Consider the following 12,695-nt stretch of genomic DNA (forward strand, 5'->3'; position numbering starts at 1 on the left):
AATATTGCTATCATAACCATATCCATATTGATAGGAGAGAAAGGGTGGGGAGCAGTTTTGAATAAGAGAGCATACAATTTTAATGCCGGACCGGCAGCATTGCCGCTTACGGTACTGGAACGCGCACAAGCGGAGTTTGTTGATTTCCGGGAAAGTGGAATGTCTATCATGGAGATGTCGCACCGTGGTGCAATTTACGAATCCGTGCATAATGAAGCGCAGGAACGTCTGCTTTCGCTCCTCGGCAATCCGAAGGGCTATAAGGTATTGTTCGTACAAGGCGGAGCAAGCACACAGTTTGCAATGATCCCTATGAACTTGGTTTCCGAAGGCCAAGTAGGTAGCTATGTAATGACAGGTAGCTGGGCAGATAAAGCTTATAAAGAAGCCAAATTGGTAGGAGGCGCTCATGTTGCTGCTTCTTCCGAAGATAAGAAATTCTTGGCTATACCTGAATTAAGTTCGATCAAAGCTGCGGAGAATGCTGCTTACCTTCATGTTACTTCCAACGAGACCATTGAAGGAACGCAATATGCAGAATTTCCGGATGCAGGCTCGATTCCGTTAATCGCGGATATGTCTAGTGATATACTTTGCCGTCCAATCGATGTGAACCAATTCGGAATGATCTATGCCGGAGCACAAAAGAACCTTGGACCTTCAGGCGTGACTGTAGTTATCGCGAAAGAAGAATTGCTTGCAGAATCACCTTCTAACATTCCTACGATCATGCGTTACAGCACTCATTATAAGAATAACTCTCTTTACAATACACCTCCATCTTTCTCTGTATATATGGTGAACGAAGTATTAAAATGGATTGAGGAGCAAGGCGGCTTAGCTGGCATCCATTCCAAGAACCTTGAAAAATCGGGTCTGTTATATGATCACATCGATGGAAGTGACGGTTTCTACCGTGGCGTTGCAGAACAAGGCAGCCGCTCTATTATGAACGTTACCTTCCGGATGCAATCAGAAGAACTCGAAAAGCAGTTTGTCAAAGCTGCTGAACTGGAAGGTTTTGTCGGCTTAAAGGGTCACCGCAGTGTTGGGGGCTTGCGTGCTTCCATCTACAATGCTGTTCCTTACGAAAGTGTAAAAGCACTGTCCGATTTCATGAACCATTTCCGGCAAACTCAAGGTTAATGAATTCTATCTATAACCTTCCGCCTTCTTGGTGGAAGGTTTTCAGTTTGTTTGGAGAAGCTATGGTTAGGCACTAGAGTAAAACATCTGGCTATTAAGCCTTTAGAGAGGAAGGAACCATATAATGGCACTCCATATCGTATTAGTCGAGCCGGAAATTCCGGCCAATACTGGCAACATTGCGCGTACTTGCGCCGCTACAGGCACTCATCTTCACTTGGTTCGTCCACTCGGATTCCGTACAGACGATGCTACATTAAAAAGAGCAGGATTAGACTATTGGCATGCTGTTACTATTGAATATCACGACTCCTTTGCTGAGGTTTTGGAGAAATATAACGAGGGGCGTTTCTTTTACGCAACGACGAAAGCAGAGAAAAGATACAGTGACTTTGAGTTCCAAGATGGCGATTTTTTTGTTTTTGGCAAGGAAACGAAGGGGCTTTCTGCAGAGATTCTAGAAGCAGGTAAAGAAACAAAAATGCGCATGCCAATGAGTGATGCTGTGAGATCTCTGAATTTATCCAATTCGGCAGCTATTATTGTGTACGAGGCGCTTCGACAATTGGATTTTCCTAATCTTATTTAAAAAAAAGACAAATTTTTTATTTTTTTCAGCAGGATTCGACAATTAGGTAACGAAATATATTGAAAGAGCCGAAATAAGTAGTAGCTACTAAATAATTTTTCTTGAACAGGAGAGGTGTACGTTAGTTATGAAACCTGCTGGTGTAGTTCGCAAAGTGGATCAGTTGGGTAGAATTGTTCTGCCTAAGTCCCTGCGTAAAAGGTATCAGATGAATGAAGGCGACCCGGTTGAAATTTTGGTACAGGGTGACCATATCATCTTGGAGCGTTACCGTCCAAAATGTGTTTTCTGTGGATCAATGGATGGTGTAAGCGAATATAAAGATCGTTATATTTGTTCTGCATGCCTTTCGGAAATGACTCAATTGCCAAGACATGCCTAAGAAGTACATATTTTGAATTTTGACAGCCAAGAGCTTATAAAAAAACTGTCCTCTTCGTAGAACTCTTCTACTTGGGGGCAGTTTTTTTATGTATACGAAAAATGCCCCCGCACCAAGTGGGTGCAGGGACATATCGGCTTTATAGGCCTTTTGTTTTGTCGTCGTTGTAAGATGAGGTAAGGATGCCGACCGTAAATAACACAAATACGAACATTACGATCCAAAAGGTTAATGAGAACGACATACTGGCACCTCCAATAGCGAATGTATTCGTTATCAAGATTATAACCTGCAATTTAATAAAAATAAACGCAAATGTGATATGTTACATAGACAATTTACTATATTATTTAAAAAACAGGAAATTCGTTGGCACAGCTCTTAGATTTCCATCGGATGGTTTATTGATAACTCTTCCGTTAAAGATCAATGAGGAAGAGCCACCACCATCTAAATTATAAGCATCTACGAGGCCCATATTCGATAATTTGTTCTGAATCTCCTCCAGCTGTGCACCAGAGCTGCCATACTCATTATATCCATCTGCTACAAAAAGCAGGATCTGATCATCTTTATATTTGCCGATCACGGTACGTGGTGCCCGATTAGGGGATGTTTTCCACTTTTCGGGTATGGGTGTTTTAATGTTGTTTTTAAGGAGGACAGGCACAAAGGTGGCGCCGAATACCGGATCTAGCTGATCTAATTGTGCGCGACTGTAGAATTTCCCGCCGATTAATTGCCCGGATTTGTTCAGCCCAACAAAACTTAGGTCCTTGTACGTTGGCTCAAAACCGTATAAATACTTTCCATCCACTACAGTTGTGCTTAAGGGATAACGTTTTCCGGATTGATCTGCAAAGCCGCCCGCATTAATACCAGCAATGGCACCATTACGCTGTACGGCATGCATAGTAGTTTCCGCACCGGAGGCTGTCTCCGCCAAGCTCATCTTCATAGCGGTCGGGTCCTTCAATTTGATTTTCAACGCATAAGCTTTGTAGTTTCCTGGATTCAATCGATATAACTCAACTCTTATACGGTCGCTGGTAACAATCTCTGAAGGTATACCAAGCTTGGCTGAAATCCTGCGGTTATAGATCAGTTCAGGCCGGTTCGCCTGAGTCTTTGCTGTTTCGACCAGCTTATTCATCGTAGTGGTAGTCTCTTTATATAGCTTGGCACTAGCGCTGACAGCATCAATGGTGTAAGCTGCGGAGGCCTCTGCCAGAGTCAGCTCTTTTTTTAAGGAAGCTGTTTCATTCACTGGCCCAGAGCTTGGTGAGAATTGTCCTACATCAAGGTCTAGCTGTAGCGGTGGTCGATACCACGACATACATATAAACAAGCCTATGAACGGTGCAGTTAGAAGCATGAAGAAGCGATTTACTCTTTTGACTGGCGTCATCATTTGATCAGATCCATTTCTTTCTTCAAAGCTTCTAACTGTTTGCTTACCTCACTCAATTGCGTATATAGCTTGTTGCTGTTATCTGTCTTGGCACTAGCATTATCTTTAGTGAAGGTTAATAGTTCGTTAAAGCTTTGCACTGTATTCTGCAATTCCTTCACTTCTTCAGAGAGAACGGCAATTTTTGCTTCATAGTCGGTCTTCAAAACGGTAAGCTGCTGCTGGCTCTGAGTACTAAGTTCGGTTAGCACTTGTTGCTTCAGATGGTTCGTGTAGCTGTATACAGCATATACGCCGAGTCCGATCATCATAATCCAGAACAGTAAAAACCATTTTACGGAAGGGCCGTTTCTCGCAGTAGTAGAGCGCGAGCGTACCGGGGACGTTTCCGCTAGCGGTTGCATTTTATCACCTCGGGTTGGTCTTTTTTTCAAGTCCCCATTCTATCAGACTTTGACAAGATTCGCAAAAATGTAAGAGAGTATGAAAACTAGAAAAAGTAATTGCATCCTATTAAACTACTGCGATACAATTTCTATAGATTGGAATTCTGATAGACGTACACAAGGTAACCAGCTAGAGATTATACAGACAAGTCATCATACAGCCTTGCTTGCGTTTTAACCGGAAACGCTGCGGCGCTTTCCTTTCTAGATGATTATATATAGAGCAGGGGGTCAGGGCATTAATGATGAAGGTTTGGCAGGTGGTCATTGTGGGGTGTCATCCTACAAGTATGCTGGGGACAAAATTGATTTTGGAAGAGGAAGAGGGGCTTAAGGTTCTGGGAATGTATTCCACTTGGGACGAAGGCGCTACCATCGTAAGGGAAAAAAATCCCGAGCTAGTGCTAGTAGATTATCATATGCCTGAGGGGAATATTGAGAGTGTGCTGTTAAATATGAAAAAAAGCTCACCAAACTCACATTTTGTCGTGATGACAGACGAAGACGGGCGAGAACTGCTTCAGCCCCTCGTAGAACTAGGAGCCAGCGGGATATTCTCGAAGGGAGCTTCTCCCCGTCAGCTTTTACAGCTGATCCTGGGTTTACGGGAGGGTTTTCTTTCAATGCCGTTGGAATGGATTGAAAAAGGAGCTTGGCCGATTTCGACATTTAAAGGATTAGATGATGTTCTGCAACTGACGGAGACAGAGATGTTTATCATGGAGCGAATCGTTCAAGGGATTACCTACGATAAAATTGCGCTTGAAATTGCGGTAAGCCGTCGGTCCATTGATAATTATTTGCGCAAAATCTATGTAAAGCTCGATGTTTCGACCCGGGCACAAGCGATTGAGAAATTCGCGCTCTTCTCAAGACAAAACAGGCAAATCTACGCCTAACCCACGCTTTACGACATAATGACGTATGGGGTGGAATATTCTTGGAGTAGAAGTAAGAATATCATGTTGAATAGGTAACCATCCCGTCCTTGGATGAGGATGACGAAGCCGTTTCTACTTGGTAACAGGGAAGGGGGATTTCGCATGATTTACGAATTTTCTGCTCGCGCACACACATTGTTGTCGTCATCGCTTCTTAGTATCCGCACCCAAACACGGAGAAGCTCCATGATATCGCTAGCTGAAGAATTACCAGCGGAAGAACTATTCCCATTGTCACTGCTTGCTGAAGCAGCATCTACGGTGATTTCAGCAGATGCGGGAGCACTGCAATATGGTGATCCTGCCGGGTACGGACCCCTTCGGGAGTGGCTTGCTGGGGATTGGCTTAAAGAAAAAGGGGTAAATGTTGTTGAGGGTGGAGTTCTGCTAACAACGGGTAGCCAGCAAGCCATTGATTTGTTGTCGCGGGTGTATATTGATCCAGGAGATCGTGTATTAGTAGAAAATCCGACCTCTCCAGGATTTTTGCAGACTCTTCGGATGCAGGGGGCCGTTATTATTCCTGTACAGGGTGATTTGGACGGGCTTGATCCGGAGCATTTGCGGAGCCAGATTGAGCTGCATAAGCCGAAAATGCTGTTCGCAACCCCTAGCTTTACCAATCCAAGCGGCATTTTATGGAGTTTGGAGAGACGCCGCGCAGTATTGGATTTATGTATCGCATATAACATCTTGATTGTGGAAGATGATTCTTATGGGGATTTGCACTTCCAGAAGCAGGGTGAACACAAGGCCAAAAGATATCCGTCTTTGTATGCACTGGAAAATATCAGCGATGGCGGACATGTGCTTTATATCGGTTCGTTCAGCAAGACCGTTGCGCCCGCGCTGCGGACGGGCTGGGCGGCAGGCAGCCGAGTCTTGATCAGAATGATGTCTGCGGCTAAGCAGATGGCCGATTGGCAGTCGAGCGCATTAAATCAGCGGCTGCTGCATCATTTATTGGATGTGTCTGCGTTTGATCTGCGTGAGCATATCGCGCAGCTGAATCGAGAGTATAACACCCGTCTGAAGCTTATGGTAGAACTGCTAAAGCGGCCTGCTTGGAAGGGCAGCTCCTATGATCTGCCGTCAGGAGGCATGTTCCTGTGGGTCTCACCACCAGAGGGAATGGATGTTATGGCGTTGCTCAAATGTGCGCTAGGTAAGGGAGTGGCTTTTTTGCCGGGTCCGTTATGTAGTGTAGATGGAGTCAGCAATCACCTTCGCCTTAACTTCAGCCATCCCGGCCGGGATGAGCTGCTGCTTGGCATGAACCTGATGAGCGAAGCGGTTAAGGAGTTCACGGCACGGAGTTAGGTAGTGGAATGAAAGTTGGGAGTGAAATGATTGAAATGATGAAAACACAAGACACTCTTAGAGCTAAAACACGGACAGAATTACAAGTCGGGCAAGACGAAGTGCGTGATGTGAGATTAATTAGGGAAATCCTCCCTAAAACTGGTCGATCTGAACTCTAAAATGGACTGTTTAGGGAATTTCTCCCTAAAAAATCAAGGGATGCCCCGTTTTAGGGGTAAATCTGGCGAAAATCAGGGAGTAATTCCCTAAAATGCGGTTTTTAGCGTGTGAATCGAAGAATATTAGGGAGGATTTCCCTAATAACTTAGTGTGCCTTTTTCGGAATGGTGTTTTTAAAGCTTATTTTGCTTTGAATGATTTAGTATTAGTGGATGTTGAATGTAGCATAGGGGTTCTAATGTGAATAAATCAGCAAGAGTAGCATGTTTAAGCAAGAGTAGAGAAAATAGTAATTAATAAATAGCGCTCGTATTCGAAGATTGTAAATAAGTTAGTTAAGTACAGTCAAGTAGAGCTGGATGAGGTACGCAGAGATATGAACGTGGTAAGAGTGAAATGCAAACGTGGTATGAATGAGTTACTAATGTGATGAGAGTGATTTACGAACGTGGGAAAAGCGAGTTACGCACGCGGTAAGAATGAAATACGAATGTGGTACGTATGAGATAGAGCGTGGTACGAACGAGATTCTAGTATGTTAAGAATGCAGTCTGAATGTGATACGTATGAGATACTCATGAGATATGTGTGAAATAAGACATGATACGGATGAGATACTAGTGTATTAAAAATGTAATCTAAATGTGATATGAGTATAGTAAGAACGTGGTACGCACCAGATACTAATGTGTTATGTGTAAGATAAGAACATGGAATGTACAGAGATAAGATTCAAATAAGATTAGACATACGAAAAAGCATCCCGTAGTTGGGATGCTTTTTGGCGTTATTTAATATGTTATGTGTGCATCAGAATAATAAGTTTAAAGTCTGAGTAAATGATTAGAACCGAGGTAAAAGATTAGAACCCGACTAAAAGAGGTGCTCGATTGATGTACTGTCCAGGTTAGGTTAGCTAATTACTGGGATGATTGCTGTTATTGGGTACGCCGCTTGTTATCGCGGCATATTCAACCAGCGCCGCATGACCGGCTGGGGTTAGGGTATAACGCCCACGGCTTACCCGGTGAAACCAGCCGTAGTAGTTGTTCTGAAGCATAGCGGCGGCGGTGGGTACGCCGCTACGCTTCCGCAGCTCGGCCGGAGTGATGCCGGCTGAGCGGGGAGCGCTTCCTGCGGCCAATACGGCCGCTGGAAGCGTGCTTGAGGCAGCGCTAGGGGCACCGCTTCGCGTGCCTGCCGCCGCTGCCTCCCGTGCTGCCGCGTCCCCGGCAGCACGGCTCTCCGGCGCTGAGCTCAGCGCCGGAACCTGTTCAGCGGTGCCCGCCGCTGAACGTTTGGCAGCTGCGAGCGAAGCCTTCGCAGCTGCCTTCTCCGCAGCGACGGCGGCGTCCGCCTCCGCTGCTTGCAGAGAAAGCGCGACACGCAGCGCTTTCTCACGGTAGGCCGTCACGAGCTTGACGCGCGTGCTGCCGCCGGTGTTGTAGTCTCCGCTGCGCTCGCGGAACTCATAGAGCAGGCGCTCGCGCCGCCGCTTGTTGCTGCGCTGCGCAGGCGGCTTCTCGTCTGGCTCTACAAGCACCTCGACCAGCGGTGCTTTGGTCTTATAAAAGATAACGGTGATCAACCCAAGACCGAGCCGGCGGCATAACCCGCTAAGCTCGCCCCAGCGCTGGTTCACCGCACCTTTTTTATCACGGACACGTTCCACTGCGAGATAGACGATGGGACTGAGCTTCAACCGTTCTACCCCTTGCAGCAGCAAGGCGAGATTGAATGATTTTTTCATCTCCACGATCAGAGGATGCTCAACGTCCTCCCGAATCCCCACCAAATCGCAGGTCCGGACCTCACCTTTGATGCTGTAACCCTGCTTTTCAAAAAAAATCTTCAAAGGAGCGTACAGCTCCGTTTCATGTCGTACCGCCATCTTGTCACTCCCGTAGGCCTTTATTTTCGGGTTTCTCAATAAGGTTTTACAGCCATTTTCTGATTCTCTATTATAGCACAGTAAAAAAGAGGTCAACTATTCCGCGCTTGCCGCATAGGTATGTAATACACTTTTTAACGCTATAGGAGAGCAAGTAGAAGAGCAAGTAGGAGCGCAAGAGGAGGCAGCGAGCAATGGACATTTTTGAGCGTATAGCTTCGTATCGGGCTGAGAACGACCGGTTGGCGTGGAGCGGCACCTTCAAGCAGTATATAGAACTGTTGAGAAAAGACCCCTCTCCCGCAAAAACCGCTCACTCCCGCGTTTATGACATGATTAAGTCGCACGGCGTAGAGGACATAAACGGACGCAAACGGTATAAGTTTTTTGAACAGGAGATTTTTGGACTTGATCGTGCAGTCGAAAAGTTGGTCGAGGAATATTTTCACTCTGCAGCACGTCGGCTTGATGTTCGCAAACGGATTTTGTTATTGATGGGACCTGTCAGTGGGGGGAAATCGACCCTGGTCACGCTGCTTAAACGTGGTTTGGAACAGTACTCGCGGACAGATGCGGGTGCGGTATACGCAATAGAAGGCTGCCCGATGCATGAGGACCCGCTGCATTTGATCCCGCTGGAGCTCCGTCCGGAGATTGAGAAGGAACTTGGTGTACGTATTGAGGGCAACTTGTGCCCATCCTGCCAGATGCGTCTGAGAAATGATTATGCTGGTGACATTGAGCAGGTTAAGGTGACGCGTGTTATTTTGTCAGAAGAAGAGCGGGTAGGGATTGGTACCTTTAGTCCATCTGATCCGAAGTCTCAGGATATCGCTGATTTGACAGGAAGTATTGATTTTTCGACCATTACTGAATTTGGTTCGGAATCTGATCCGCGTGCCTACCGTTTTGATGGTGAGTTGAACAAGGCTAACCGTGGGCTGATGGAATTTCAGGAAATGCTCAAATGCGACGAAAAGTTTTTATGGAACCTGCTGTCACTGACGCAAGAAGGCAATTTCAAGGCTGGCCGCTTCGCGTTGATAAGTGCGGACGAAATGATAATTGCTCATACAAATGAAACCGAGTATAAGTCGTTTATTTCTAATAAAAAGAATGAAGCGCTCCAGTCCCGTATGATTGTTATGCCTGTTCCGTATAACCTCAGAGTTTCGGAAGAGGAAAAAATCTACGCGAAGCTGATCGCCCAGAGTGATATGAGTCATGTGCATATTGCGCCACATGCGCTGCGTGCCGCCGCTATTTTTTCCATCCTAACCCGTCTTAAAGAAAGCAAAAAACAAGGTATGGATCTGATCAAAAAGCTGCGGATGTACGATGGTGAAGAGGTCGAGGGCTATAAAGAGGCCGATCTTAAGGAGATGCAAACGGAGTATTTAGATGAGGGCATGTCCGGAATTGATCCGCGTTATGTTATCAACCGCATTTCCAGCGCTCTGATCAAAGGAGATCTGCAGTGCATGAACGCACTGGATGTCCTGCGGGCGATAAAGGATGGCCTGGATCAGCATCCATCGATTACAAAAGAGGAGCGGGAGCGTTATCTGAACTTCATCTCCATTGCCCGCAAGGAATATGATATTTTAGCGAAAAGCGAAGTACAAAAGGCATTTGTCTACTCCTTTGAGGAATCTGCGAAGACACTTTTTGAGAATTATCTAGATAATATCGAAGCCTTCTGCAATTGGTCGAAAATTCGTGATCCGCTGACGGATGAGGAAATGGAGCCGGATGAGCGGTTAATGCGTTCGATTGAAGAGCAAATTGGTATCTCTGAGAATGCAAAAAAAGCGTTCCGTGAAGAGATCCTGATCCGGATTTCCGCGTATTCACGCAAAGGGAAGAAATTCGAGTACAACAACCACGACCGCCTGCGGGAAGCGATTGAGAAAAAGCTGTTCACAGACCTCAAAGATATCGTCAAAATCACCACCTCGTCCAAAACACCTGATGAAAGTCAGCTCAAACGAATCAATGAGGTATGCGCCAGACTTATTGATGGACATCACTACTGCCCAATCTGCGCCAACGAGCTGCTGAAATACGTGGGAAGTCTGCTAAACCGTTAAAAAGAGTTCATTTATGCGGGGTGTTCCAAAAGCCATGAAAATGGCTGTGGAGCACTCTTTTTTTGTCCTTCCATGTTTTATCTGCCTCCTTTTACCCTCCTAATGTTGATCTAAACGCCGCCACCCATCTGACTAATTTGGCTGTTGTGCGTAGGAAGTTGCTAAAGGACACAGGAGACCCTAAACGTAGATTTTGAGCATCTTTAGCAGGCTATTGGACCCTATGGTCGCTATTAGCAGGAAAAACCTAAATATGAGCCGTTTTTTGAGTAATTGCTGCACTGGAGTCCGAAACTCCGCTCAAAAGGCGATATTTTGGAAAATAACGTCATCTGGGTCCTTTAGTCAGTCGTAGGGAGCAACTGAAGTGTAAGTAGGTTACGTGAATCCAGCGTTGTCTACTTCGAGGCTTACCCAAAATGATGGCGGCCAAGAATACGCAGAGTTGTGATCCTTCTGTAAATGGAGGGGCTCGCTGCTCTGTTTTTTTATACAGGCAATAATGCAGCTCAGCAAAACAGGAACAGTCCATCTCATGCGCAGTTGATATAATGAAATCACCGTACGGGGGAAGGCTGGTGCTGCACTTGAATTACAGTAAAGATATAGAAAAATGTGTTGAATATATAGAAGCTCATATCAAAGAAAATATAACGGTGGAAGAAATAGCGACTGAGGTCGGATATTCGGTGTATCATTTTTGCCGAGTGTTCAGCTTGTGCAAGGAAATGTCTGTGATGGAATATGTGCGGAGCCGAAAATTATCCTTAGCCTCAATTGAATTATTTGCTGGAAAAAAGATCATTGATATTGCGCTGGACTATGGTTTTGAAACACAAAGTGGCTTTACTAAAGCTTTTCGCAAAACCTTTGGTTATAGTCCGACACAATATGCGGCGCGGATGGATGGGTTTAGTAAAGGAAATTCAATATTTGATATCGGAGGTTATATTATGAATCCTGTTTTTGTTCGTAAGCCTGCTTTTAAGGTGGCTGGTTATGGTATCCAAACTAATGTTGCGGGTAGTATGTACACTAAGGATATTGCTTCTTTTTGGAGCCATTATGAGGGTGAAAACCTGGAGTCCAAAATGTATAAAATACTAAACCCGCCTAAACACGGAGAAGTTGGTTTATGTATTCCGTCTTCAGATAACGGCAATGCCACCTATCTTTTGGGTGTTATTGTTGAGGACTACTCCAAGGTAGAAGCTGATATGTTGACGATGGATGTGCCAGAAGCCGAATATGCCGTGTTTACAACACCTCCAGTGGATACTTCAACGGATACAGAGCAAATACAGTTTGCCCAAGTCATAAAAAGCAGCTGGAAGTACATCTTCGAAGAATGGTTTAAGGATAGTGGTTACGTTTATGACGAGACTAAGCTGGATTTTGAGTTTTACGATGAACGCTGCCATTCGCGGCCAGATACAGTGATGGAGATTTACGTTCCTGTGAAAAAGTTGACTGAATAGTCGATAAGGGCAAATACCGCTCGGTGATAATTGTAATTTCTGAAATGTTTGGACTTTATGTCGCTGACAAAGGCGAACGCTACGCGCCTACATTTTCAAACTTCCTTACGTTACGTTCCCCTGAGCATTTGCCATGTGCAGTTATTAAGTCGATATGAGGGTGTCGATGAAGGTCCGCAGCGTGTTACCGCTGCGGGCCTTCTTTTTTAGGAATTCCCATATGGGAAACGTAGATACCTTGGAGGAGTTATACATCGAAATTAATACGTTTGACGAGTATGATCTTCCGTAGTTTAATAGAGTCAATTAATAAGGTAATTCGAAAATAACGGAGAGTGAAGCAGATGATTAGAGAAGCGAGAGCAGATGACTGGCAAGACATAGAGGAATTATTAGAACAGTTGGGATATCCGAATACAGAAATGTTCATGCAAGAAAAAATAGAAAAGCTAATCCTACATCCGGATGAGGAATTATTGGTTTTTGAGGAAGATGATAAAGTGGTAGCTTGTATTTCCATGCATTACATACCCCAATTAGGTCTGGTAGGAGAGACTGCAATTATAAGTTATCTTGTGGTGAGTAATGCCATTAGGAGCAAAGGAATTGGACGAAAGCTTGAGGAGTATTGCGCTGATTTAGCTAGAAAAAGAAACTGTGATAACATTCAGGTTCATTGTCATTCCAGAAGAACTGATGCGCATAGATTTTATGCTCGGCAAGGATTTGTTGAGGCTCCAAAATATTTCTCGAAGTCGTTAAAAGAATCTGAATCCTCATTTTAGCCAAAGCAAAAAGCGGCAGACCAGGGTGTTAATACCCGTTTAGGTCTGCCGCTT

11 protein-coding genes are annotated in these 12,695 nt (G+C 45.0%); 8 read left to right on the plus strand and 3 right to left on the minus strand.

The window, feature by feature from the left end; all coding sequences use genetic code 11:
• Positions 1-57: 57 nt before the first annotated feature.
• The 3 genes from serC to NSQ50_RS08260 all read left to right on the plus strand — a co-directional run bounded on the left by serC (position 58) and on the right by NSQ50_RS08260 (position 2,117).
• The gene (serC, locus tag NSQ50_RS08250; protein WP_038569561.1) at positions 58-1,146 is read left to right on the plus strand and encodes a 3-phosphoserine/phosphohydroxythreonine transaminase; all 1,089 of its coding nucleotides are present in this window, start codon (positions 58-60) and stop codon (positions 1,144-1,146) included.
• 124 nt (positions 1,147-1,270) lie between these two features.
• Positions 1,271-1,735: a tRNA (uridine(34)/cytosine(34)/5-carboxymethylaminomethyluridine(34)-2'-O)-methyltransferase TrmL gene (gene trmL, locus NSQ50_RS08255; protein WP_036684439.1), complete on the plus strand. Its 465-nt coding sequence runs from the start codon at positions 1,271-1,273 to the stop codon at positions 1,733-1,735.
• A 127-nt stretch (positions 1,736-1,862) separates the two neighbouring features.
• Positions 1,863-2,117, plus strand: coding sequence for an AbrB/MazE/SpoVT family DNA-binding domain-containing protein (locus tag NSQ50_RS08260; protein WP_036684437.1), 255 nt, complete (start codon positions 1,863-1,865; stop codon positions 2,115-2,117).
• A gap of 346 nt (positions 2,118-2,463) precedes the next feature.
• Here NSQ50_RS08260 and NSQ50_RS08265 read toward each other — a convergent pair whose 3' ends face one another.
• Positions 2,464-3,528, minus strand: a complete 1,065-nt coding sequence (locus NSQ50_RS08265; RefSeq protein ID WP_143758713.1) for a phosphodiester glycosidase family protein — start codon at positions 3,526-3,528, stop codon at positions 2,464-2,466.
• Positions 3,525-3,932: a hypothetical protein gene (locus NSQ50_RS08270; protein WP_036684435.1), complete on the minus strand. Its 408-nt coding sequence runs from the start codon at positions 3,930-3,932 to the stop codon at positions 3,525-3,527. Before NSQ50_RS08270 ends, NSQ50_RS08265 begins: the two co-directional genes overlap by 4 nt.
• 284 nt (positions 3,933-4,216) lie before the next feature.
• Between NSQ50_RS08270 and NSQ50_RS08275 the strand changes: the two genes are divergently transcribed.
• The gene (locus tag NSQ50_RS08275; RefSeq protein WP_036684433.1) at positions 4,217-4,873 is read left to right on the plus strand and encodes a response regulator transcription factor; all 657 of its coding nucleotides are present in this window, start codon (positions 4,217-4,219) and stop codon (positions 4,871-4,873) included.
• A 144-nt stretch (positions 4,874-5,017) separates the two neighbouring features.
• A complete protein-coding gene (locus tag NSQ50_RS08280; RefSeq protein WP_038569564.1) occupies positions 5,018-6,235 on the plus strand; it encodes an aminotransferase-like domain-containing protein in 1,218 nt (405 codons plus the stop codon).
• A 1,078-nt stretch (positions 6,236-7,313) separates the two neighbouring features.
• On the opposite strand, the gene NSQ50_RS08285 is transcribed toward NSQ50_RS08280, so the two are convergent.
• The gene (locus NSQ50_RS08285; protein WP_254924650.1) at positions 7,314-8,288 is read right to left on the minus strand and encodes a DUF2161 family putative PD-(D/E)XK-type phosphodiesterase; all 975 of its coding nucleotides are present in this window, start codon (positions 8,286-8,288) and stop codon (positions 7,314-7,316) included.
• 194 nt (positions 8,289-8,482) lie between these two features.
• Here NSQ50_RS08285 and NSQ50_RS08290 point away from each other — a divergent pair, with 194 nt between their 5' ends.
• The 3 genes from NSQ50_RS08290 (at position 8,483) to NSQ50_RS08300 (ending at position 12,641) form a co-directional block, all read left to right on the plus strand.
• On the plus strand, positions 8,483-10,378 hold the full coding sequence (locus NSQ50_RS08290; RefSeq protein ID WP_036684429.1) for a PrkA family serine protein kinase: 1,896 nt from the start codon (positions 8,483-8,485) through the stop codon (positions 10,376-10,378).
• A gap of 551 nt (positions 10,379-10,929) precedes the next feature.
• Positions 10,930-11,856 (plus strand): AraC family transcriptional regulator, encoded by a 927-nt coding sequence (locus NSQ50_RS08295; protein ID WP_235219505.1) that lies wholly within the window; start codon positions 10,930-10,932, stop codon positions 11,854-11,856.
• 344 nt (positions 11,857-12,200) lie between these two features.
• Complete coding sequence (locus tag NSQ50_RS08300; protein ID WP_076224114.1) at positions 12,201-12,641, plus strand: GNAT family N-acetyltransferase; 441 nt, start codon at positions 12,201-12,203, stop codon at positions 12,639-12,641.
• The last annotated feature ends 54 nt before the right edge of the window (positions 12,642-12,695 follow it).

Origin of the sequence: Paenibacillus sp. FSL R10-2788, from assembly GCF_038003885.1 — a bacterium.
Classification (GTDB): Bacteria; Bacillota; Bacilli; order Paenibacillales; family Paenibacillaceae; genus Paenibacillus_AQ; species Paenibacillus_AQ odorifer.

Excerpts from the sequence above, each read along its gene's own strand:
- NSQ50_RS08260 (WP_036684437.1), top strand. The coding sequence starts at position 1,863 with ATGAAACCTGCTGGTGTAGTTCGCAAAGTGGATCAGTTGGGTAGAATT.
- NSQ50_RS08280 (WP_038569564.1), top strand. The coding sequence starts at position 5,018 with ATGATTTACGAATTTTCTGCTCGCGCACACACATTGTTGTCGTCATCG.
- trmL (WP_036684439.1), top strand. The coding sequence starts at position 1,271 with ATGGCACTCCATATCGTATTAGTCGAGCCGGAAATTCCGGCCAATACT.
- NSQ50_RS08295 (WP_235219505.1), top strand. The coding sequence starts at position 10,930 with ATGAAATCACCGTACGGGGGAAGGCTGGTGCTGCACTTGAATTACAGT.
- NSQ50_RS08275 (WP_036684433.1), top strand. The coding sequence starts at position 4,217 with ATGATGAAGGTTTGGCAGGTGGTCATTGTGGGGTGTCATCCTACAAGT.
- NSQ50_RS08300 (WP_076224114.1), top strand. The coding sequence starts at position 12,201 with ATGATTAGAGAAGCGAGAGCAGATGACTGGCAAGACATAGAGGAATTA.
- NSQ50_RS08265 (WP_143758713.1), bottom strand. The coding sequence starts at position 3,528 with ATGATGACGCCAGTCAAAAGAGTAAATCGCTTCTTCATGCTTCTAACT.
- NSQ50_RS08270 (WP_036684435.1), bottom strand. The coding sequence starts at position 3,932 with ATGCAACCGCTAGCGGAAACGTCCCCGGTACGCTCGCGCTCTACTACT.
- NSQ50_RS08290 (WP_036684429.1), top strand. The coding sequence starts at position 8,483 with ATGGACATTTTTGAGCGTATAGCTTCGTATCGGGCTGAGAACGACCGG.
- NSQ50_RS08285 (WP_254924650.1), bottom strand. The coding sequence starts at position 8,288 with ATGGCGGTACGACATGAAACGGAGCTGTACGCTCCTTTGAAGATTTTT.